This is a genomic window from Methylomonas sp. PHL2-19, from assembly GCF_059331595.1.
The window spans coordinates 39,228-59,974 of record NZ_CP196839.1 but is presented as its reverse complement, the minus strand read 5'-3'; the positions used below and the strand labels follow the sequence as shown (position 1 = coordinate 59,974).

The 20,747-nt window shown below is 51.9% G+C and carries 22 protein-coding genes; 4 read left to right on the top strand and 18 right to left on the bottom strand.

Going from position 1 to position 20,747, the window contains the following annotated elements; translation table 11 throughout:
- Positions 1 to 67 precede the first annotated feature (67 nt).
- Positions 68 to 700: a response regulator gene (locus ACR02O_RS00295; protein ID WP_101051991.1), complete on the bottom strand. Its 633-nt coding sequence runs from the start codon at positions 698 to 700 to the stop codon at positions 68 to 70.
- The gene (locus ACR02O_RS00290; protein WP_171696680.1) at positions 697 to 3,285 is read right to left on the bottom strand and encodes a PAS domain S-box protein; all 2,589 of its coding nucleotides are present in this window, start codon (positions 3,283 to 3,285) and stop codon (positions 697 to 699) included. Before ACR02O_RS00290 ends, ACR02O_RS00295 begins: the two co-directional genes overlap by 4 nt.
- Positions 3,286 to 3,473: 188 nt before the next feature.
- Here ACR02O_RS00290 and ACR02O_RS00285 point away from each other — a divergent pair, with 188 nt between their 5' ends.
- On the top strand, positions 3,474 to 4,631 hold the full coding sequence (locus ACR02O_RS00285) for a PilT/PilU family type 4a pilus ATPase (RefSeq protein ID WP_171696679.1): 1,158 nt from the start codon (positions 3,474 to 3,476) through the stop codon (positions 4,629 to 4,631).
- 230 nt (positions 4,632 to 4,861) lie between these two features.
- Here the strand turns inward: ACR02O_RS00285 and ACR02O_RS00280 are convergent, their stop codons facing one another.
- From ACR02O_RS00280 to ACR02O_RS00260, 5 genes are all read right to left on the bottom strand, one after another.
- Positions 4,862 to 5,185: an NGG1p interacting factor NIF3 gene (locus tag ACR02O_RS00280; protein ID WP_494522538.1), complete on the bottom strand. Its 324-nt coding sequence runs from the start codon at positions 5,183 to 5,185 to the stop codon at positions 4,862 to 4,864.
- 48 nt (positions 5,186 to 5,233) lie between these two features.
- Positions 5,234 to 5,383 (bottom strand): hypothetical protein, encoded by a 150-nt coding sequence (locus ACR02O_RS00275; RefSeq protein WP_165385910.1) that lies wholly within the window; start codon positions 5,381 to 5,383, stop codon positions 5,234 to 5,236.
- 9 nt (positions 5,384 to 5,392) lie between these two features.
- Positions 5,393 to 6,022 (bottom strand): transcriptional repressor LexA, encoded by a 630-nt coding sequence (gene lexA, locus ACR02O_RS00270; protein WP_494522537.1) that lies wholly within the window; start codon positions 6,020 to 6,022, stop codon positions 5,393 to 5,395.
- Positions 6,023 to 6,418: 396 nt separating this feature from the next.
- A complete protein-coding gene (locus ACR02O_RS00265; RefSeq protein WP_494522536.1) occupies positions 6,419 to 6,679 on the bottom strand; it encodes a hypothetical protein in 261 nt (86 codons plus the stop codon).
- A 183-nt stretch (positions 6,680 to 6,862) separates the two neighbouring features.
- Positions 6,863 to 7,069: a winged helix-turn-helix domain-containing protein gene (locus ACR02O_RS00260; protein ID WP_225892983.1), complete on the bottom strand. Its 207-nt coding sequence runs from the start codon at positions 7,067 to 7,069 to the stop codon at positions 6,863 to 6,865.
- Here ACR02O_RS00260 and ACR02O_RS00255 point away from each other — a divergent pair.
- Positions 7,068 to 7,439 (top strand): hypothetical protein, encoded by a 372-nt coding sequence (locus tag ACR02O_RS00255; protein ID WP_225892984.1) that lies wholly within the window; start codon positions 7,068 to 7,070, stop codon positions 7,437 to 7,439. The genes ACR02O_RS00260 and ACR02O_RS00255 overlap by 2 nt on opposite strands.
- A 159-nt stretch (positions 7,440 to 7,598) precedes the next feature.
- On the opposite strand, the gene ACR02O_RS00250 is transcribed toward ACR02O_RS00255, so the two are convergent.
- The 9 genes from ACR02O_RS00250 to ACR02O_RS00210 all read right to left on the bottom strand — a co-directional run bounded on the left by ACR02O_RS00250 (position 7,599) and on the right by ACR02O_RS00210 (position 15,158).
- A complete protein-coding gene (locus tag ACR02O_RS00250; protein ID WP_033155859.1) occupies positions 7,599 to 8,318 on the bottom strand; it encodes a cytochrome c1 in 720 nt (239 codons plus the stop codon).
- A 3-nt stretch (positions 8,319 to 8,321) separates the two neighbouring features.
- Entirely contained in the window at positions 8,322 to 9,719 is a 1,398-nt protein-coding gene (locus ACR02O_RS00245) for a cytochrome b (RefSeq protein WP_033155860.1), read from the bottom strand.
- A complete protein-coding gene (petA, locus tag ACR02O_RS00240; protein ID WP_033155861.1) occupies positions 9,716 to 10,315 on the bottom strand; it encodes a ubiquinol-cytochrome c reductase iron-sulfur subunit in 600 nt (199 codons plus the stop codon). The genes ACR02O_RS00245 and petA overlap by 4 nt, the downstream gene beginning before the upstream one ends.
- A gap of 148 nt (positions 10,316 to 10,463) precedes the next feature.
- A complete protein-coding gene (hisC, locus tag ACR02O_RS00235) occupies positions 10,464 to 11,543 on the bottom strand; it encodes a histidinol-phosphate transaminase (protein WP_033155862.1) in 1,080 nt (359 codons plus the stop codon).
- 349 nt (positions 11,544 to 11,892) lie between these two features.
- Complete coding sequence (fae, locus tag ACR02O_RS00230) at positions 11,893 to 12,444, bottom strand: formaldehyde-activating enzyme (protein WP_033155863.1); 552 nt, start codon at positions 12,442 to 12,444, stop codon at positions 11,893 to 11,895.
- A gap of 257 nt (positions 12,445 to 12,701) precedes the next feature.
- Complete coding sequence (locus ACR02O_RS00225; RefSeq protein ID WP_458138411.1) at positions 12,702 to 13,148, bottom strand: ankyrin repeat domain-containing protein; 447 nt, start codon at positions 13,146 to 13,148, stop codon at positions 12,702 to 12,704.
- A 5-nt stretch (positions 13,149 to 13,153) separates the two neighbouring features.
- On the bottom strand, positions 13,154 to 13,834 hold the full coding sequence (locus ACR02O_RS00220) for a hypothetical protein (protein ID WP_033155865.1): 681 nt from the start codon (positions 13,832 to 13,834) through the stop codon (positions 13,154 to 13,156).
- Positions 13,821 to 14,603 carry a 4Fe4S-binding leucine-rich repeat protein gene (locus ACR02O_RS00215; RefSeq protein WP_033155866.1) on the bottom strand — a complete coding sequence of 261 codons (783 nt, stop codon included), beginning with the start codon at positions 14,601 to 14,603 and terminating at the stop codon, positions 13,821 to 13,823. The genes ACR02O_RS00220 and ACR02O_RS00215 overlap by 14 nt, the downstream gene beginning before the upstream one ends.
- Positions 14,604 to 15,158 carry a flavodoxin gene (locus ACR02O_RS00210; protein WP_033155867.1) on the bottom strand — a complete coding sequence of 185 codons (555 nt, stop codon included), beginning with the start codon at positions 15,156 to 15,158 and terminating at the stop codon, positions 14,604 to 14,606. It abuts the gene before it with no gap.
- 363 nt (positions 15,159 to 15,521) lie between these two features.
- On the opposite strand from ACR02O_RS00210, the gene ACR02O_RS00205 reads away from it, so the two are divergent.
- Both ACR02O_RS00205 and ACR02O_RS00200 read left to right on the top strand, forming a co-directional pair.
- Positions 15,522 to 16,520, top strand: coding sequence for a hypothetical protein (locus ACR02O_RS00205; protein ID WP_494522535.1), 999 nt, complete (start codon positions 15,522 to 15,524; stop codon positions 16,518 to 16,520).
- Between the two features lie 179 nt (positions 16,521 to 16,699).
- On the top strand, positions 16,700 to 17,077 hold the full coding sequence (locus tag ACR02O_RS00200; protein WP_033155869.1) for a hypothetical protein: 378 nt from the start codon (positions 16,700 to 16,702) through the stop codon (positions 17,075 to 17,077).
- A gap of 140 nt (positions 17,078 to 17,217) precedes the next feature.
- Here ACR02O_RS00200 and ACR02O_RS00195 read toward each other — a convergent pair whose 3' ends face one another.
- Both ACR02O_RS00195 and glk read right to left on the bottom strand, forming a co-directional pair.
- A complete protein-coding gene (locus ACR02O_RS00195) occupies positions 17,218 to 19,641 on the bottom strand; it encodes a sensor domain-containing protein (RefSeq protein WP_494522534.1) in 2,424 nt (807 codons plus the stop codon).
- A gap of 116 nt (positions 19,642 to 19,757) precedes the next feature.
- Complete coding sequence (gene glk, locus ACR02O_RS00190) at positions 19,758 to 20,741, bottom strand: glucokinase (protein ID WP_494522533.1); 984 nt, start codon at positions 20,739 to 20,741, stop codon at positions 19,758 to 19,760.
- Positions 20,742 to 20,747 lie beyond the last annotated feature (6 nt).

The window sequence follows — 20,747 nt, the reverse complement described above, 5'->3', positions numbered from 1 at the left end:
TCCGAAATTTCAGGCAGGTAAAGATGTAATTTTTTGTAGTTAATTTCCTGCTCATGAGGGCATAGGACTACATGTTCAGGCGGTGTGCATCATAGTAGCGGATCAATTCGGCGTTATTGCTGATGTGCAATTTTTCAAACAGCCGGGCTTTGTATGTACTGACAGTCTTGTTGCTGATTGCCAGGTCCCTGCCGATGTCGTTCAGGCTTTGGCCTTTAGCCAGTAACTGCAAGATTTGAAACTCGCGTTCGGATAGTTTTTCATGCGGTTTGCTTGGCTCGGAGCTCTCGAATTCAAATACCATTTTTTCGGCGAGTTTAGGGTCGATAAATCGGCCGTCGCCGGCGACCCGGCGGATGGCTGTCAGTAAGGTTTCCGGGTCGTTATCCTTGGTTAGATAGCCATTCGCACCGGTTTTTAATGCGCGCGAGACGATTTGCAATTCGTTGTGCATGCTCAAAATCAAGATGGGCAATGCCGGATATTGGCTGCGAATCCGGCTGATCATCTCCACGCCGCCAAGATCGGGCATGGTCAGATCCAGTAGCACCAGATCAACGGCGTTTTCATCGAGAAAACTCAACAGTTGCTGGCTATTTTCGGCTTCGCCGACGACGGTAATATCGGTGGAGAGTGCGAATAGTTGTTTCAGACCGCCCCGCACAATGGCATGGTCGTCGGCAATAATTAATCGGATCATAGTTCTGGTCTTTTAGGGTTAGCCGGGATACGTACCTGGATAGAGGTACCTTGGCCCGGGGCACTGGAAATACTGGTTTCTCCGCCCAACATCAAGGAGCGTTCACGTATGCCGATCAGGCCAAAAGACTTGGTCTTAGTGGGCGCATGTGTGTCGAAACCACGACCATTATCGTCAATTTTCAGGCAATAGTGGTCCTTATCCAAATTGACGGCAATTTTTACCTTGCTGGCTGCCGCATGCCGCAGCACATTGGTCAGCGATTCTTGGGCGATGCGAAAAATCACGATTGCGCATTCCTCGTCCATATCGAAATCATCTTCCGGATACAACAGATCGCACTGAATCCCGGATTGTTCCGCGAATTTCCTTACCAGCCACTCCAAAGCCGGCACGATTCCCATTTCTATCGCCGAGGGACGTAGGGAGGTTGCCACGTCGCGGGTAACCTGGATGGTTTGATCCAGCAACTCCATAATGTTGCGGATTTGTTCGGCCAGCTCTCGGTTGTTGATGGCGAATTTCATGCGCAGCAGCGACATTTCCATGCGCAGGGCAGTCAACATTTGTCCCAGCTCGTCGTGAACTTCACGGGCCATGTGCTTGCGTTCTTCTTCACGGGCCTTTTCCCGACGAGCGGCCAGTTGCCGTAATTGCAAGCGGGACGATTCCAGGTCTTTTTCTATTATTTTCAGCTCGGTGATGTCCTGCGATGTGCCTATGCCGCGCACGAAACTGCCATCCCCGGCAAATACCAGATCGGCGCGTTCCCTCAGCCATTTTATTTTACCGTTCGCCACGATACGGTGTTGGATGTCGTAAGGCGCGCCACGCATGGCCGCTTCCCAGGCGTGGCGCACGTAATGTCGGTCAGCCGGATGCACACATTTCAAGAAGCGCTCGTAGCTTATCGGCGTGCCCAAAGGCATGCCGAAAATGCGGTAATTTTCGTCAGACCATTTCAGAGAATGCTCTCTAAGGTTTAATGACCAACTGCCCAAATGCGCCTGGGCTTGGGCGTGAGCCAGATGTGCTTCGCTTTCGCGCAAGGCATTTTCGATCAACTTAAAATTGCTGACATCTCTGTTAACCCCGACGATTTTTTGCCCGCCGCTCTTGGGATCGCCGGCTATGATGGCTGAAGCCTGAATGAAGCGTAAGGCGCCGTCGCTCTGGCGGCGAATCCTAAACTCCCAATGCTTTTCCTGCTGGTCTCGAATCAGCTTGCGAAGTGTGGCTTCGGTACGCGGTAAGTCTTCGACTACCACCAAGGCTGCCCAGGTCTGATAGTCTATGGGCGTCCCCACAGGAATACCGAACATCTCGTACATGCGTTCATCCCAATCCCCGACGCCCAAGGCCAGATCCCACTCGCAAATGCCGATTGCGGCGGCTTTGGTGGCCAAGCTCAAGCGTTCGCTGTAATTGCGGAGTCGCTCCTCCGCGCTGCGGCTTTCGGTTATATCGCGTGCCAGACCGATGGTGCCCAGCACATCGTTTTTATCGTCGACGATGGGGGCTTTGATCGTTTCGGTCCAGGTTTCCCGTCCAGCGTCGAAGGCCCTCTCGGTCAGCGATATTTGTTGCCGAGTCAGCATCACTTCTTGGTCAACCGCGCGGTAATGCTCGGCCAGGCCTTCCGGCCAGATATCGAAATCAGTCACATCGTTTGAATCGTGCAGATGGTCGATGCCCACGGCGTTTAGCCAATGTTTGTTGGCTTGAATATATTTCCCGTTTCTGTCCTTCATCCAGGCCAAGAACGGCAAGCTATCGTACATGGCACGCAGACGGGCTTCCGATTCGCTAACCCGTTTTTGTGCAGACTTCAATGCGGTAATGTCGGTCACCAAGACGAAAAATCCTTTTACTTGCCCTTCCGTACCGTCGGGCAAATAAGCGGCTTGCGTATAGCGCGTTTCACCCGCGAAATTGACGATGGTACGCTCAAAATACTGCGGTTCTCCTTTCAGAACGGCATCGATAAACGGCTTATTCAGCGTGTATAGATGATCGCCGATGACTTCGCGAATATGTTTGCCGAGCAAGTTTTCCGAAGTAAAGCCGAACCATTCTTCATAGGCTTTGTTGCCAAATTTGTTGATAAGATTTTTGTCCCAGTAGCCGATCATCGCCGGCATATGGTTGAGGACGGAGCCCAAGTTATGTTGGCACTCTAAAATTTCGGCATGTTTCTCCGGGTTATTGGGCACCGGAATGTCCGAAAGTATCGTTAGCCACGCCGATATAGTGCCATGCCGGTCTACTAGGCCTCGACCGCTAACGCTGACGCAGACTGCGCTGCCGTCTGCGCGCTTTACAATTAATTCGATAGCCTCTTCCGTCATGCCTGGGTCAACTGGCTGGAAACACGGTAAAAGCGCAACGGGAAAAGGCGTGTTGCCGTCGGCGGTAAACAGGTAATGTCGATTCTCCCAATCGGCTGTTGAGCCAATCCCCAGCATAAGTTCAGCGGCGCGGTTGACGCAGACGATTGTGTGCGTCGTGTCGAAAACAATGACGGCTTCTTTAATGCTGTCTATGATCCCGTAAAGCAAGTCGGTTTCATGGGCAAAATTACTCAAGTTGAGTCGGCGGTTTGGCATCTCGACGAATTAGTAATGGTTTGGGAAGGCAAGCATAAACGAGCTACTACATTTTTCGGCGAAGAAATTAACAGGCATTTTTGGGTAAGCGAGCGAATAGCGTCCCGGCTTCACTTGTGGGCGGATTGGCCTACACTTTGGGCATTATCAATTCGAGAGCCGCCCGCATGGAATTTAAAGACTATCTAAAAATCCTCGTCCAACACGATGGTTCGGACCTTTATCTGACGGCGGGCGCTCCACCGGCGGCCAAGTTCCAAGGCAGCTTAAAACCGTTGGAAAACGTCAAACTTAGCCGTGAACGCATCAAGGAAATTGCTGACGGTATCATGGACGCCGAGCAACGCGCCGCCTTCGAACAGGTGCCGGAAATGAATCTGGCGATTACCGAAGAAGGAATCGGACGGTTTCGGGTGAATATTTTTAAACAGCGCAATTGCCATGCCTTGGTAATTCGCAACATCAAGGTCGATATTCCCAGTGCCGACGCCTTGGGCTTGCCGCAAATCCTCAAAGATAAAATCATGGAAAAGCGCGGGCTGATTTTGTTTGTCGGCGGCACCGGTTCCGGTAAATCCACGTCCTTGGCGGCCTTGATAGATTATCGCAATAGCAACTCATCCGGGCATATCATCACCATTGAAGACCCAATCGAATTTGTACATCCGCATAAAAAATCCTTGGTTAATCAACGTGAAGTGGGCGTCGATACCCTCAGTTATGAAGATGCATTGAAAAACACTCTGCGGCAGGCACCGGATGTGATTCTGATTGGCGAAATTCGCAGTCAGGAGACCATGGAACACGCTTTGGCTTTTGCCGAAACCGGGCATTTGTGCTTGTCCACCTTACACGCCAATAACGCCAATCAGGCCTTGGACCGGATCATCAACTTTTTCCCGGAAGAGCGCCGTCCGCAGTTATTGATGGACTTGTCCTTGAATCTGCAAGCCTTTATTTCCCAACGCCTGGTACCCACCGTGGAAGGTAAGCGGGTGGCGGCTATCGAAATTTTGCTGGGTACTAAGTTGGTCAGCGATTTGATCCATAAAGGCGATATTCACGCCATTAAGGAAGCGATGGAAAAATCCGAAAATATCGGCATGCAGACTTTTGACAGCCATTTACTCAAGCTCTACAAAGGCGGCGTGATCACCTTGGAGGAGGCTTTGCGCAATTCAGATTCGCCGAACAATTTAAAACTTAAAATCAATTTGAGCGAAGGTTTGGGGTCGGCGACCAAAAAGCCCAGTTCGTTGGCCGGCGGTCTTGCTTTGGAAGAAATCACCAAGAAGGAGGGTGACGAGGAAAGTGGGGGGCATTAAGGAAATTCCAAAGAATCTCTCAAAAATCTTTGCTTTGTCGTTGCCACGAAAGCGGCAAGCCGGCAAGTTCGAAAACTGGATTCCGGTTGCGGGAATGGCGGGTCAATCAAGACATAAAAGCCGACGATAGACCTTTTGCCAGCGAGTGGCAATCGATAGATTTCGTCTGGATGGCTTCGAATCCCAATGGAATCAGCTTGTGCACAGATCCTAAAACTGATTTGAACAGGCTAGGATAAGTCTGCGATGCTGAGGATTTTATAAACCTCGTAGGCCGGCTGCTGATAAGGGTGGCAAGCCAGCAAGGTTTGCACCACCGTTTTTATCAAATCATCGGCGCAGACCATTTCTATCTTATATTCGGCGACCTGCTCAATTTTACCGATACTGCCCAGATAGGGTTGGCTACCGGCAAGAGGCCGGAATTGGCCCTCTCCCAGCACTTGCCAGGCGCAACTATCATAATCGCCGATACGCCCGGCGCCCTGCTCGAACAACGCTTGTTTTAGCTGCTCGGCATGGCTCACCGGCGCATAAAAACTCAGCTTATACATAGTGCCGGGTGCCAGCTGACCGTGCCAAGCAGTTTATGGTTACGAACATCAGCCGGTAGCCAGTAAAAACACACCCCACAGCACCACTACCAACGTAATTTCCTCGATCATGTTGATGGCGGCCTGTCGGTCTGCTCTGTTCAGCATGGCTGTTTGATTGGCTTTTTGATCGCGCATATGAACGGATTGATGAAGCATAATCTCCTCCTAGTGGTGGTTGGTATAGCTACGCATTTGTCCGACTAATACCCCTTGTATTTCCACTTGCTCGGGCCGGTAACGCATGGCCTGCATCGTGGAATTGGCGGGGATTAGCAGGGTTTCGTGTGGATACTGCTCAATAAATTTCAATGTTGCTTCGGCTTTTTCGACCAATGCCACGACGATTTCGCCGTTACGGGCATGGCTGCGTTGTTCGATGATGACCCAGTCACCGTCGAAGATGCCTTCTTCCTGCATCGAATCGCCCTTTACTTTCAGTACATAACAAGGGTTCTCGGTTTTCAATTCTTCCGGCACTGCCATATAAGAAATGTTTTCGATCGCTTCTATCGGCCTGCCGGCGGCTATGGTGCCGACAAAAGGCAGCATGCCGGATGCCTCGGTTTTGTTGAGTAGCGATTTGGCGTGTTCGGTCAGGCGGATGCCACGTTGCTTGCGCTGCGGCGCTTCGATCAAATCGGCATCGATTAGCGCCTTAATCTGGCTATGCAATGAACCGCGTGATTTCAAGCCCATCGCCGCGCACAATTCTTCCAATGTCGGCGGATGACTGAATCGCTCCTGATTTTGTAGCAGGAAGTCGAAAATTTCTTGTTGTTTACGGGTAAGCGTCATATTTGTTCTGTGTTTGTTTTGATAAAGCATACAACTAAAACAAATGTAGAACAAATAATTTTTTTCGTTACCGGAAAAATTTTCTATCGATGGGCTGTTGCTGCTTGGGTGAGGTAAGGCGGTCTTCTCGAAACCGCTATGGTTAATCCGCTTCTTGAGTTTCTTGAGGTCGTCATTCCCGAGAAGAGGGGGCTCCAGTGCGGCAACTGGGCTTCCGGCTTTGCGGGAGCGAGCTTATTGAGGCGCGGTGTTAATAGCTGTTGCGTATGTGTCAGTGGGACTGAAACACGTCATTCCACAAAAAACGTATTTTCGGAGTGATTGCAACTATGGGGGCAAGCAGATATTCGTTGCTGGCGTTCCTGAGGGACGGAGGACTCGCGTTTATCGAAAGTGCTATTTACTTGCGTCTGCGACACATTTCTTGGTGAAACTGTTCTTGGCCGCGCCTTTCAAGTTTTTCTCGGCCGCTTTTGTATCGCAACTGGCTTTAGCGGCAGCGATCTTGGCGTCTTTCTCGCATTTTTTAAGAAAGCTATTTTTGGCGGCTCCGGCCAGCTTTTTTTCAGTCGCCTTCGCTTCGCAATCTGCGTCGGCCGCATACGCCGTTTGGCCTAAGAACAATAAAGCTACGATTGCCAAAATAATGTTTTTCATTGTTTATCCTCCGAATAATTGATAGTGCGCTTATTCGGTCATTGCTGAGGTTTGGATGGCTCTCGCAATTGACCGTCTGTTGCTTGTCGTTTAAAGCCAGAGGTCTTTATGCCTCAACAATCGTTATTTTCATGGCAAGCGGCTAAGTGTTGCGTGAGGAACGATTTTCTCAGCCGCAAAATACTAGCCCTTCAGCACGATGGTTTCGACTTGGTCACCACCTCTGGCCGACAGCGTGATTTTGTCCTCTTGAGCTAACCAACCGATACTTCTTTGAATGACGGCCTCTTCCTCCGGCAGTACATAAACTAATTTGGCAACCGGTGTCGCGCCGTTTTCAGCCAAATGATGCCAGATAACGCCAGCGGTCAAACCTATGCGTTCAAGCATGGAAATCTCGACTGGCGCAGTGCCACTTGGCTCGGCTTCCACATTAGGCTCTACTTTGGCGGCCTTTGGTTTTGGAGTGGCTTTTTTCGTGGCTGCTTTGGCTGCGGCAGCTTCCGGCGCTTTTTCGATACTTTCCGGGGCAGCCGGTGCTTCAGCCGTTGTTTTTACGGCTTTAGGCGTTGTAGTTGCTTTGGGTTTAGCTTTGGTTTTGCCCGGTGCGGCGGAGGCTTCTTGTGCTGTTTTAACGGCAACGGATTTGGCAGGGGATTTTTTAGTCGCTTTCGCTGGAGCGGGCTTTTCAGCGGTAGAGACTGGTGTTTCGGAGGTAGGCGTAGTTTTTTTCATATTAGCTTTCGACGGTCAAGGATAGAGTTGTTTCCAGCGTTAGAGCTTAGCGCATGGCTATACTGGGAGTTTAACCGAGATTTTAACCGGATTTACAAATCGATTGCTTGTTAAACCCTTGGTCATAAAAAAACCGGTATCAGCTTAGCCGATACCGGTTTGATATAACGCGCTTAAGCTGTGATTAGTGTACGTCTTTCCAGTACTCTTTTTTCAGCAGATAAGCTAGAGCGATAAACATCAGGATAAAGAACAGCACGTATTTACCCATTTGTTGTCTTTCCAACTGTACCGGTTCACCGACGTAAACCAGGAAGTTGACCAGATCGTTGACCATTTTGTCGAATTCCTGGGGTGTCATTTGGCCGGGTTGATCCAGTTTCAGACCAGTAATCACGTCATGGCCGTCGATTTTCTGCGTAATTGCCGACTGCGTACCTTGCAGTTGCCAGAACACGTTGGGCATACCGACATCAGGGAATACCGCGTTGTTAACGCCTAAAGGTTTTCCCGGTTCCGCATAGAAGCTGCGCAGGTAGGTATATAGCCAGTCGGCACCGCGCGAACGGGCGATCAGCGATAAATCCGGCGGTGTGGTGCCGAACCATTTTTCCGCGTCGTGCGCGTTCATGGCTGAATGCATCTGATCGTAAATGCCGGCCCCGAAAGGCGCCACCACTTTCAGAACTTCCGCTTCATCTAGTTTCAAATCGATCGCGATACGTTTGTAGCGGATGTGTTTTGCCGAATGACAGCCCAAACAATAAGTGACGTAATACTTCGCGCCGCGCTCCATCGACAGGTTGTCGCTCAAGTCGATGTCGGCGCTATCCAGTTTGACGCCGCCACTGGCCAGCACGTTGAAAGGCAGCAAAAACAAAAGAGTGTAGAGTATTTTTTTCATGGCTTAATCCAGGCTCTTTTTTAGGTTTTTTGCAAAACGAATCAGCACGGCTGAGATGCCGGACCAGTTCGGCCTTTTCTTAGCGATAGTGCCCCCCATATTGTCGGGAACTTGCTGTACCTCAACGACTTCATCGACTAAGGCCAGCAGAGCGGGAATGCGATCCTCCAGGCTAGGCTGGTTGGTCAGGCGATTCGGTACCGGTTTGGTTTTTTCCCAGCGGGTATATAAAGGCATCAACAGGAAAAATCCGAAGTAAACGGCGGTCAATATCCGCGCAACCGTCGTGGCGCCTGGCGTAGCAGGCTGGGTACCCAAATAACCCAAGCCGATAAACGCCACTACAAACAATGCCACGGCTTTTTTGAAGATGCCGCCACGGTAACGGATAGACTTGACCGGGCTACGATCCAGCCAAGGCAGCATGAACAGCACCACAATCGCGCCGCCCATCGCAATCACGCCGGCAAACTTATCCGGTACCGCGCGCAAAATGGCGTAGAACGGGGTGAAATACCAGACCGGGGCGATATGTTCCGGGGTTTTCAATGGGTCAGCCGGGATAAAGTTGGCATGCTCCAGAAAGTAGCCGCCTAATTCCGGCATGTAGAAAATCACCGTGGCGAAGAAGAACATGAACACGCCGACGCCGACGATGTCCTTGACCGTGTAGTACGGATGGAAGGGAATGCCGTCGACAGGATGTCCCCAAGGGTCCTTTGATTGCTTGATTTCAACGCCGTCGGGGTTGTTGGAACCCACTTCGTGCAAAGCCACGATGTGCAGGAATACCAGGATCAGCAATACCAGCGGCACAGCGATGACGTGAAACGCAAAAAAGCGGTTCAAGGTGGCGTCGGAGACCACATAATCGCCGCGTACCCACAGCGATAGCTCGTCGCCGATCACTGGAATCGCGCTAAACAAGGAGATAATTACCTGGGCGCCCCAGTAAGACATTTGGCCCCAAGGCAGCAGGTAACCCATAAACGCTTCGGCCATCAAACAGACGAAGATCAGCATGCCGAAAATCCAGATCAGTTCGCGCGGTTGCTTGAACGAGCCGTAGATCAGGCCGCGGAACATGTGCAGATAGACGACGATGAAGAACGCCGAGGCGCCGGTGGAATGCATGTAACGCACCAGCCAACCCCAGTTGACGTCGCGCATGATGTATTCGACCGAATCGAAAGCCAGTTTGGCGTCCGGCTTGTAGTTCATGGTCAGCAAAATGCCGGTGATGAACTGGTTGACGAGCACGAACAGAGCCAGAGACCCAAAGAAATACCAGATGTTAAAGTTTTTGGGCGCGTAGTAGTGCGCCATGTGTTCATTCCACAAATCGGAGAGTGGAAAGCGCTCCAGCAGCCATTCGCTGCATTGATTCATTTTACGCTTCATGCTTTGTCTGCCTCGCTGTCTTCGCCCACGACAATCAGATTGTCTGTTTCATATCGATAAGGCGGTATTTCAAGATTGGTAGGGGCGGGAACGCCGCGATACACACGACCGGCCAGATCGAACCAGGAGCCGTGACACGGGCAAAAGAAACCACCTTTCCAGTCCGGGCCTAAATCATTAGGGGCAATTTCCGGGCGAAACGTAGGAGAGCAGCCTAAGTGCGTGCATAGGCCGACCGCGACAAAAATTTCCGGTTTAATGGAGCGCAGCGGATTTTTGCTGTTCTCCGGCTGCATGGATTCGTTGGATACCGGGTCAGCCAGTTTGCTGTCCAGCGTCGCCAGAGTGGATATAACCTCCGGCGTCCGGTTCAAGACCCACACCGGCTTCCCTCGCCAAGCTACACGAATTAGCTGGCCGGGTTCCATCTTGCTGATATCGACATCGACGGGCGCGCCTGCTGCCATGGCCTTGGCGCTGGGCTGCATTTGCGAGAGAAAAGGGACGGCCAAATAGCCGGCACCCACTGCACCAACCACCGACAGTGCCGAGGTCAGAAACTGGCGTTTGGAATGATCGACGCCTTCGTGGTTCATAAGTAACACTCCTGATGATGTGATGTATATCGCGATACATCGATTATTATAATTTTCAGCAAATATACCCTACTGTCCGTGATTATTGAAATTGTTCTTGCGACAGCGCTATTCAAGGGTTTCAGGCGTTTGCGGATGCTGAGAATTATCACTTTAAAGCAACTGCCAGCGCGTTTAGAAAGGCTTGATTTTCTTCCGGTTTCCCGATGGTGACGCGCAGGCAATTGTGTAACAGCCCGCCTTGCGGGGACAGATTCTTGATCAACACGCCTTGCGACTTCAAAGAAGCAAATACATCGTCTGCGGCGTTGTTGAGGGTGCGGAACAATATGAAGTTAGCGGCGCTGGGGTATGCGTGGACGCCGGGTGTCTCGTCTAAGGCTTGAAGAACTGAAGCGCGCTCCGCTCGCAGCGTTTGGGTTTGCTCTAACAGAAACTCGCCATGATCCAACGCAAAGCCCACCGTGATTTGGGTCAAGCTATTGATATTGTAGGGTAAGCGGACTTTATGCAGCTGCTCCACAATGGCCGCATCGCCGGCCAGAAACCCCAGGCGTAAGCCGGCCAGCCCCAGTTTGGAAACGGTACGCATCACCAGTAAATTAGGATAATGTCCTAGCTCGCCGATAAAACTGGCGTCGGCAAACGGCGCATACGCTTCGTCGACTACGACCAAGCCCGGTGCAAGGCTGAGTATTTCCTTGATGGCGTCGGCATCGAATAAGTTGCCGGTGGGGTTGTTGGGATAGGCGATAAAAATCAGGGAGGGTCGCGATTCGGCAATCGCCGCGCGCATGGCCGGCATGTCCAGTTCAAAACAGTCTGCCTGCAACGGCACGCCAAGGTAACGCAGGCCCAGGCTTTGCGCCACTTGCTTGTACATCACAAATCCGGGTTCCGGTGCCAACACAGTGGCATCGGCGCTCAGAGCCATCAGCAATATTTGAATGATCTCGTCCGAGCCGTTGCCGAGCAGCAAGGCCGCTTGCTCCGGTATGCCGTTCGCTCGGCGCAATGCGGCCGCCAGGGTCTTGGCTTCCGGGTCCGGGTAGCGGTTGATCGGGCAGGATTTCAGTGATTCCAGCCAGCGTGTTTGAATGTCTTCCGGCCAGCTATAAGGATTTTCCATGGCATCGAGTTTGATGAAGTTACTGGCATCGGCGACATGGTAGGCCGACATGGAGAGAACTTCTGAGCGGAACAGCGTTTCGAGCGGTTGGGTTGGCATGTGGTCAAACTCTGCGGAATTGGAACGAGCGGCATGGATATTACACCCTAGCAAACTGGGCAGGCCGCGAGGGCAAAAAATCGGCGGATTTTAACAAAGCGGAGGGCGAACGTATAACCTTGAAAACCAGCCTCTTGCGTCTCCGTTGACGCGAATCGCTCGCTGCGGTGCGGGCGGATACGGCGCGGGATAATAACACTGCTTGCTGGAGGTGGCAAAGGGATTAGGCTGCAGAGCGGGCGGATTTGCCTGTGAATGCGATGATGCTTGGACAATACGCTTCTATGATGAATTAAGCAGTCAGTCAGGTTGCCGCTATCGCGGCTCCCTGACGATTCGCTTTACAAGCCTACCACTGTGATTCGCCAGTTTCCGGGTCGTACATTTCGTGGAAGATTTTGTGGCGGTTGGCGATCAATTCGTCGATGCTGGGCGAGTTGCTCATCGCTCGGGAAATTGCCAGTTTCATGGCTTCGTAATTGGTGCGGTACAAATCCTTACGGTCCAAATCCGGGTTTTCCGCGCAGGAGGGATCTATCCAGATCATGGCGATGATGCACAATTCGTTGGCTTGCAGGCGCGGAATGACGCCGTCGGCGACGCTATCGATGACGGCGTCGGCGACCGCCGACTGTACCGGACCGCCCAATAAATTGACATAAGCCGAGGATTTGATTGTGACTTTCGGCACCATGATGGTGGCCGGACGCACTTGTTGGTTGGTGGCGCGGATCGCAAACATGCGCGTGTGGCCGGCGGTTTGGCCCATCAGATTGGCAAAAGCATGGCCGGCCGGGCCTTTGACGTCGCCAATCAGAATTTCCGGCATGGCGTCGGTACCTTGCCCTTCGCTGGAAAATACGGTGGCTTCGCCGGTTCTAAACCAATAAGAGTCTGACATGGTGCGTCCTCGGAGTATGTTGAGAAAGGCCGCATTCTATGCCCGCGCTGGGATCGCGGCAATAGGCGGACTCCGGCTTAGGGTTTAGATTGGTGGCTAAGCATGCGGGTGTAGCGCTGTTAGCGCATGCGATCCCGATACGCGCAGGTAATGCTGGAAGGTTGTGAGACGGCACAACCACTCCAGCGTAGCTGCTGGTCTCCCGCCTTCGCGAGAGTGCCACTATTTAGGGTAAAAGTGAATAATGTCCGGTTCCGCTATGCCTGCTCGGCTTTCATCGCACTGCGTAACAACTGCAAACATTGGCGATTGGCGGCTAGATCCAGCGCGCTGAAATCGTCCTGAGTAGTCAGTAGCGGATCGGCGCCGGCTTCCAGTAATTGCTTGACCACCGCGTGCTTGCCACTGGATGATGCATAAGTCAGCGCGCTGGCGCCGCTCGGGTTTTGATAGTTAATATCGATGCCGGCTTCCAGTAACAAGCCGATGCAATCGCCGGCTTCGGCGAAACATGCGGCCCACAGCGCGTTGTTGCCGTAAGCGTCCAGCGCCGTAAGATCTGCACCTTGCTCCAACAGAAAGGCCAGCACGTCGCTCCGGCCTTGTTGGGCGGACAGAATCAATGGGTGTTTGCCGTGTGGGTTGAGGCCTAATTGAAAGCCATTTTCCAGTAGCCAGGCGTCTATTTCGGGCGTAAGAGGCATACAGATCAGACCAGAGAAGGGCGGTGGAGTAAGGACAGATGGCCGACACCGGCGGTTTTCAGTTTGTCGGCTAATTCGTGTCGGGCTAGTTCGCCTTTGCCGCGCAGATACTTCAATTCGCTGCCGGTCAGCAAGGTGATGGCAACCAGTTTTATCTCGCCACCCGCTAGCGTTAGGGTTTTGCCGGGTTCGCTGTTAGCGCCCAGCAGTGCGCCGATTTGCCCACGGCCGTCCTTGATATGGTCGATTGCGAATTCCATCGATAATAGCTCGCCGTTCAACAGCCGTTCGCTCAAACGCGGAAAGCCGGCCAGGGTGTGGCTGACTTCGGCGGTTAAAGGAAATAACCAGGTGTCGGCGAGTTTGCTGAGCGGCGCATCGGTGGCGGTGCCGGAATCCGGGCTTGCGATAAACACTTCCAGGCCCAGGCCGGTTTCCGGGCGGTCGCGCTCTACCCAGGGATCGGATAAACCATCCGAGATCACGCAGGCGTTCTGGCCATGCCGTGCCGCCAGCCAGGCTGCGCCGGCCGGCCATTCCGGCCCGTCGCTCATCGGTCCCATCAGCGAGGTCAGCGCCGCCAATTCAGAACCCAGCTGTTCCTGCAGCGCTTGATGGCGAGATTCGGTCGCCATGCGCAATCGATCCGCATAAGTCAGGCCGATGATGTGTTCAGTCTGCTGCATGCGCCGTCTCCATGGTGAGGGCTTCCCAGCGCTCGCGGGCGGTAAAGCTGACTTCTTCGTCGGCATCGTCGAGCATCTGTTTCAGCAGTTCCGGCTCGGCGCGCAAGGCCACCTCGTAACGTACGGTCCAGTCTTCGTCTTTACTCATCATGACCAGATCGTCGACGTCCATGCGCTGCGCGACGATGCGGCGGATGTTCACCTCGTGATCTTCGGCCATCAAGCCCAAACTGACACTGGGTATGCGTTCGGCGACGGTGCGGCGCACCTCGTTGTCCGGGTCGGCGACCAGACGGAACAGCCGCCCGGCAGGCAAGCGTTTGGCCACGTAGGTTCGCACCAAATAATCCGGGTCGTTGGCCATCAGTTCAAGTTGCGTTTCGGGCAGACGATCAGCTACGGTGACCCGGACTTCTCTGTCGCTGTCTTGACTCAACTCCAGTAGCCAGTCAACGGGTACGCGGTAGGCCAATACCCGGCGCACCGCTTCGTCAGGATCGGTTAGTAGCGGGCGTAAATGATTGGTGGGGAGATAGCGGGCGGCGATTGCCCGTCGTTCCCAGAACGGATCATTGGCGTAATTCGGCGCGAAGCCCGGATGAACTTTAAAAAAACGGTCGATTTGCCGGCCGCTTTCGGCGACCACACAGCGGTCGCCCGGTTTGCAAGTGCCGGCAGCCAATAAGCTATCCCGGTAAGCACAAGTCGAGCAGTCGGCTAGCGGGGTTAGATCCACGGAATCGTGCTCTGCTAGGAATGAGGCCACCATTTAGGCGGCCTCCGCCAAGACCGGCAGTAGCTGCGGCGTGATTTGCGCCAGCCAGACTCGAATGCGCTCGTCGGTCAAATGCGGTTGACCGCGTTGATCCAGCACCAGACCGACGAATTGATTGTCGATTATCGAGTCGGAATGCTCGAAGGTGTAGCCTTCCGTACTCCAGCGGCCGATCATTTCGGCGCCGTAGCCGTAAAACACCCGGTAAAGCTGGATCAGCGAGCTGGCGAAACGCGAAGCGTAGCGTTCTTGATGGCCCAAGCCGAATAGCGCGATGCGTTTGCCGGAGAGATCGGCGCCGTCCAGGGAAGGTACGAACTCTTGCCAGCTGCGTTCCTGGCATCCGGCTCCCAGGCCCGGCAAGTCGCCTATGCCATAGCTCGGGGTGCCTAAAATCAGCGCGTCGTACTGCAATAATTCTTCGGGTTTTACTCGATTGATATTTTTGGGCTTGTCGGCCAGCTCTTCGCCCAACAGACTAAAAATTTTTTTTGCCACCAGTCGGGTGCTGCCGGTATCCGTTCCGAAAAAAATGCCGATTTTGCTCATAAATCACCTGTGATCGAGAGTGCGGGATAAGGCTTGTACAGCCGTTTTAAACTTCTCAGCAAATTTTGATCCAGATTCAAAAATAACCGGCGCACCTGGTTTTTTGTTTTATATCAGTTAGATAGGATTTTTTGCCGTATTTTCAGGTTGAGGTCTGTGCAGGCATGTCTACAATTGCCAGACCGATGGGGTGATTTGTGACACGGCGGCCGGCGTTATCCGTTAGATTCAGGGTGGATTGTTAGCGTCAAGATGCGGCTCTTCAGTGAGCTAAACGCCAGTTTTTAGTGCAAGCTGATTGCGTGGTTATTTTGAATTTAGCCAAGTACATTCATTACCGTAATAAATATTCAAGGACGCCATATGGCAATTCTGCGCTGTAACAATTGTGCCTATTTACGTGAAGTGCCGAACGAGCATGTGGGCAAAACGGTTAAGTGTCCGGTTTGCGAACAAGCCTCGGCAATTCACGATACCGTGGTTTTTGTGAAGAAACTGATCGATAAATACGGGGTGCTACTGGCTAAATACCGTGAGTTGGAACAGGCGAGTAATCCTGTAACGGAAATGGCGCCATCCGATATTCGCTTGCCTAAAGACGAAGAGGTGGATTTGCACAACACTGCTGTGATGACTAACAGTATGCAGTACAAACCCATCATCAGCTGGTTCGAACGTAAAAATATCCAGGTCGAAGTGAATCATAACGCCTTGGATACGCAAGGTTTTTATGATGAAGTGGCGGTTGAATTGGGCGATAACTTTCCGGTTTTGCAGGATGTACTGGATAGAATTAGGAAAGCCCAAAGAAATAACTACGCATCGGTTGTTTTGAATTTAAGCGATTACAGTCAAAATCAAATTAAAACCATTACCGGCTTTTGTAAAAACCTTTACGAATTCTCGTTTGTCGCCAAGTATTTTTATAATAAAAATGAAAAGAGAGTCCATCTGACGTTACAGAGTATGTCGGCCATTGTCGGATTTTTTAATGGTGAATGGTTGGAATGGTATGTGTTTATGAAATTGCTGAAACATTTCTACGAAAGCAAAGGGCTTTTCTCTTGCTTAAGAAGCTTTAATATTCAGTTTGCGAACGAAGATAAATATGAAGTGGATGTATTTTTTCTAATTAACGGGCGGATACCGGTATTTATAGAATGTAAATCCGGAGAATTTCGTTCGTTTATCGACAAGTACTGCAAAATGCGGCGCAGGCTGGATATTGCCAAGGAAAACTTTCTGTTACTGGTCTTGGGTGTTAGTGATGAGCAGGTGTTGGGGTTGACTAAAATGTACGATATTACCTTCGTCAATGAAACCGGCTTTATCAAACATATTGCCGGCTTGGCGTCGCAATAAATTATACCTCTTAATATTTGTGGTAATTAGGCTATTTTTCCCGGTTTTGCTGCTATTTTCAGAATCTATGGTAGGATGAAAAGGCTTTGAGCAAGCAACCGGATTAAAATATACAGTCATAAATTTGTAATTTTAATGTGGTTTAAAAAAACACTTAGTTATCAATTGATAGGATTTGTATGAACACAGTAAAAAAAACCTTGGCTTCATTTTTGGTGATCGCCGCAGCATTGGTTTCCACATCCGCTAATGCAAACAGCGCTGGCGACGCCAAAGTACGTGCAGCCGGTGAAGCTACCGTTGCCAAAGTAGAAGAAGCTGTAAGCTTGTTGGAAAAAGGCGACAAAGAAGGTACTTTGAAAGCACTGGGCGACGTTCGCCAGTCGCAAAAAGAGTTCCGTTATGAGCAAACCGAGCGTTTGCGTCAAAGAGCTGGCGACAAACTGAAAGTTGCCCGCGATGAGATCGAAAAAGGTGATGCCAACGCCGTAGCCAGCTTGAAAGCGACTCTGGACCTTTACAAAGAAATGATGAAAGTTTACAGCGCCGCTCACTAAGGACGCATCTAATTAATCCAATCCGGATTGATTAACGGCTGCCACCGGAAGACGTGTTTTCTCGGTGGCTCCCAACTAAACTGTTTTCGATGTTCATGCCTGCTTGGCATACTTCCCTTACTCCCTCCGCTGCCGATCTTTCAAAGCTTGCAATCGGCAAACAATCTTTCGAATTCCTGAGCTTGTAATGGCTTTGCGAACAAATAACCCTGTCCGAAATCGCAACCTGCCGCAGTGAGCAAATCCCGTTGGCTTGAGGTTTCTATGCCTTCGGCAATCACTTTTATGCCCAATTTGTGGGCCATCACGATGATCGCCTCGCATAAGGCCATGTCATCGGAGCCGGTCGCCAGATTGCGGACGAAGCTCTGATCTATTTTCAGATAATCAATGTCGAATTTTTTCAGATAAGACAACGAGGAATAGCCGGTGCCGAAATCATCCAGCGACACCTGAATGCCGGCGTCGCGGAACGACAACAGTTGCTCGGCCACGCTGCTATTGGCATCCAGTAACAGGCCTTCGGTAATTTCGATGACGACGCTTTGCCCGGAAAGACTCAGTGCCTCCAGCCTATCCAGCCAATCGCGATGGCTTTCGCGCTCATTCCGAAATTGCACCGGCGACTTATTGATACTGATCTGGAATTTTTCGTGTATCGATTGCCGCCAGCGACTGGTTTGCTCGGCGGCTTCCTGAAAAATCCAATTCCCGATGCTGCTGATCAAACCGGTTTCTTCGGCAATCGGAATAAAATCCGCCGGGTTGATTAGGCCGCGTGTTGGATGTTGCCAGCGGATCAGCGCTTCCGCTTTGCGTACAGTATTAGTAGCCAGTTCGACGATGGGTTGGTAGCACAAATAAAACTGCTGCCCGGCCAGAGCCTGTCTTAGGTCGTTACTGAGCCGCAGCCGCGCTTGCGCAGATTCCTGCATGGTGGGGATGAAAAAACAATATTGATTCCGGCCCTGGCGCTTGGCGGCATACATCGCCTGGTCCGCATGCTTTAACAGCGATTTCAGGTTGTCGGCGTCATCCGGGAAAAAAGCGATGCCGATACTGGTGGAAATATAAGCAATTTCGTTACCCAACTGAAAACATTCCGTCATTTTGTGCAACAGCTTGCCGGCTATACGCTCGGCGTTGTCGGGGTCGCCGACATCGCTCAGTATCACAGTAAACTCGTCGCCGCCCAGGCGGGCTACCGTGTCGGTTTCCCGCACGCTGGTCAAAATCCGTTGGGCGGCAATTTGCAGCAGCTCGTCGCCCATGTCGTGTCCCAGGGTGTCGTTCACTTCCTTGAATAAGTCCAGGTCGATAAACAACAGCGCCAGACGCTTGTGTTCCCGGTGGGCTTTTTTGATCTCCTGACTCAGCCGGTCGTAAAACATGCGCCGATTCGGCAATTGGGTTAATGGGTCGAAATTGGCTTGTTGCCAGATCACGCCTTCGGTTTTTTTCTTTTCGGTAATATCGGAAAACAAAGCCACCCGCCGCTGCATGGTCTGTTGAGCATCAAAGATGGTATTGACGGTTAACCACTTGGCGTATAACTCGCCGTTCTTACGTTTGTCCCAGATTTCGCCCTGCCAGCTGCCCTTGCTTTGAATGGCTTGCCACATAGCTTCGCTGTGGATGCTGCTGTTTAAAATGCCAATGTGCTTACCGACTACTTCATCGGATTGGTAGCCGGTAATGGTGGTGAAGGCGGCGTTGACTGTCAGGATGCGATCATCCGAGTCTGCCAACAGCATGGCTTCGCTGCTGTTTTGATAAATCAGTGCGGCCTGTTGCAGGGCTTCTTCGATACGCTTACGTTCGCTAATGTCCCGAGCGATAGCCAAGTTATAACCGACATTGGCGTATTCAAAATAATTGGCCACGACTTCCACCGGAAACAACCTGCCATCCTTGGTTTTGTGGATGGTTTCCAACTTGTTCGAGCGCTTAATTTTCAGCTCCGCCCAGTGCGCGGCCCAGACTTGGCGCGGAAAGCAAGGGTCTACATCGAATACGCTCAAGCGCAACAGCTCTTGATGGCTATAGCCTAAAGCCTTGCAGGATTGGTTGTTGATATAAATGAAGCTGGCATTCTCGGTAATCAAATAAGCGCTGTCATGCATTTGATCCATACCAAAGCTTAATTGGGCTAAGCGCCTGCGCGAGGTTTTTTGCTCGGTGATGTCCCGAAAACTCCAAACCCGGCCCGCCGGTTGCCCGTCCAGATATTGTGGTTGGCAATAGCTTTCGATAAAGCGACCGTCTTTAAATTCCAGTTCGCTGGCGTAACGTTGCTTAGGGTATTTATAAATCTCTTCGATTCGGTTTAGGAAGGCGGTTCGGTCTTTTAGCAGTTTCAGGGCGTAGCTCAGGGATTTCTCATCGTCGCCGATCTTTAAAGAACCTGGCGGGATGCCCCAAATCCGCATGAATTGCGGGTTGAAAGTGGCGATCTTGCCGAACAGATCGACTACCAATATAGCGTCGGTGCTGGAGTCGAGCGCGGCTTGAAGGATTGATAGCGATTTTTGCAAACTGGCTTGTTTCTGCTTGGGTTGGACCATGACTCGGCTACACTGCTAGCAAGTAAATCTAGCAAAGGCTTATTTAAAAGGTTGATTTATAAGCCTAGCCGATTCCGACGCTGCCGTACCTTTTTCTATAGCTTGATACGAAATGCTTATTGCGCGGCAAAGTAGTGCATTGCTCCCAGCAAAGGTGTGCGCGGATTCAAAGCCAGTTTGACCGATAGCTTGGCGAGCATGGGCTGAAACCGGCCTTTGGCGACAAAAGCCTGGATAAATTCTCCGGATTCCAGCACCGATCTGATTTTAGGGCCGATGCCGCCGCCGATGAATACGCCGCCGGTAGCGAAGGCTTTTAAGGCCAAGTTACCCGCTTCGGCGCCGTAAAGTTCCGCAAACAAGCGCACGGTTTCGCGGCACAAGGGATCTTCGTCGTTCACGCCCAAGCGCGAAATCAGCGCATTTCGATCAACGCCGCTGGCATTGGCGGGTGCCGGCACCGCCGGGCAGGGCGGGGCGAAGCGGGCTTGGACCAGGAAGTCGTAGATATTGCTGAAGCCGATACCGGACAATATCCGTTCGCAGCTGACATGCGCAGGATAACGGCCGCGCAGGAAAGTCAGCAGTTGATCTTGTTGCGGGTTTTGCGGGGCAAAATCGCAATGACCGCCCTCTGTGGCGATGGGGTGATACTGTTCGCCGTCCCAATGCAGCATCGCTTCGCCCAAACCGGTGCCGGCGGCGATCACCGCAATATTGCCGGTTTGCGGCTCGGCGGTGGGATTGAGCTCCACGAAGTCCTGTTCCTGTAGGTGCAGCATGCCGATTGCCATGGCTTCCAGATCGTTCAACAATTTCACCTGTTCGGTGCCCAAGCGGAGTTTGAGTTGCTCACCGTCCACCAGCCAAGGCAGATTGGTGGTCTGGCAGCGTTGATTGACGACGGGGCCGGCAATGCCGAAGCAAGCCGATGCCACCGTTGGGGTGTCGGTCAAAAACAGATCCAGGATTTCCTCAAAGGTCTGAAACTCGCCGCTGGCAAAGGTTTGTTCCTGCAAACAGCTCAGCGTGCCGTCGGCTTGTCTGTCGAGTAAGGCCAGAACCGTTTTGGTTCCGCCAATGTCGCCGGCTAGAATCATAGTCGT

Coding starts and splice junctions, on each gene's coding strand:
- ACR02O_RS00255 (WP_225892984.1), top strand. CDS start 7,068: ATGGAAATCTCGACTGGCGCAGTGCCACTTGGCTCGGCTTCCACATTA.
- hisC (WP_033155862.1), bottom strand. CDS start 11,543: ATGCCAACCCAACCGCTCGAAACGCTGTTCCGCTCAGAAGTTCTCTCC.
- ACR02O_RS00200 (WP_033155869.1), top strand. CDS start 16,700: ATGAACACAGTAAAAAAAACCTTGGCTTCATTTTTGGTGATCGCCGCA.
- ACR02O_RS00225 (WP_458138411.1), bottom strand. CDS start 13,148: ATGCCTCTTACGCCCGAAATAGACGCCTGGCTACTGGAAAATGGCTTT.
- ACR02O_RS00265 (WP_494522536.1), bottom strand. CDS start 6,679: ATGAAAAACATTATTTTGGCAATCGTAGCTTTATTGTTCTTAGGCCAA.
- ACR02O_RS00220 (WP_033155865.1), bottom strand. CDS start 13,834: ATGCAGCAGACTGAACACATCATCGGCCTGACTTATGCGGATCGATTG.
- ACR02O_RS00260 (WP_225892983.1), bottom strand. CDS start 7,069: ATGCTTGAACGCATAGGTTTGACCGCTGGCGTTATCTGGCATCATTTG.
- ACR02O_RS00195 (WP_494522534.1), bottom strand. CDS start 19,641: ATGGTCCAACCCAAGCAGAAACAAGCCAGTTTGCAAAAATCGCTATCA.
- petA (WP_033155861.1), bottom strand. CDS start 10,315: ATGAACCACGAAGGCGTCGATCATTCCAAACGCCAGTTTCTGACCTCG.
- ACR02O_RS00280 (WP_494522538.1), bottom strand. CDS start 5,185: ATGTATAAGCTGAGTTTTTATGCGCCGGTGAGCCATGCCGAGCAGCTA.
- lexA (WP_494522537.1), bottom strand. CDS start 6,022: ATGACGCTTACCCGTAAACAACAAGAAATTTTCGACTTCCTGCTACAA.
- ACR02O_RS00210 (WP_033155867.1), bottom strand. CDS start 15,158: ATGAGCAAAATCGGCATTTTTTTCGGAACGGATACCGGCAGCACCCGA.
- ACR02O_RS00295 (WP_101051991.1), bottom strand. CDS start 700: ATGATCCGATTAATTATTGCCGACGACCATGCCATTGTGCGGGGCGGT.
- ACR02O_RS00250 (WP_033155859.1), bottom strand. CDS start 8,318: ATGAAAAAAATACTCTACACTCTTTTGTTTTTGCTGCCTTTCAACGTG.
- ACR02O_RS00215 (WP_033155866.1), bottom strand. CDS start 14,603: ATGGTGGCCTCATTCCTAGCAGAGCACGATTCCGTGGATCTAACCCCG.
- ACR02O_RS00205 (WP_494522535.1), top strand. CDS start 15,522: ATGGCAATTCTGCGCTGTAACAATTGTGCCTATTTACGTGAAGTGCCG.
- glk (WP_494522533.1), bottom strand. CDS start 20,741: ATGATTCTAGCCGGCGACATTGGCGGAACCAAAACGGTTCTGGCCTTA.
- ACR02O_RS00245 (WP_033155860.1), bottom strand. CDS start 9,719: ATGAAGCGTAAAATGAATCAATGCAGCGAATGGCTGCTGGAGCGCTTT.
- ACR02O_RS00275 (WP_165385910.1), bottom strand. CDS start 5,383: ATGCTTCATCAATCCGTTCATATGCGCGATCAAAAAGCCAATCAAACA.
- fae (WP_033155863.1), bottom strand. CDS start 12,444: ATGTCAGACTCTTATTGGTTTAGAACCGGCGAAGCCACCGTATTTTCC.
- ACR02O_RS00285 (WP_171696679.1), top strand. CDS start 3,474: ATGGAATTTAAAGACTATCTAAAAATCCTCGTCCAACACGATGGTTCG.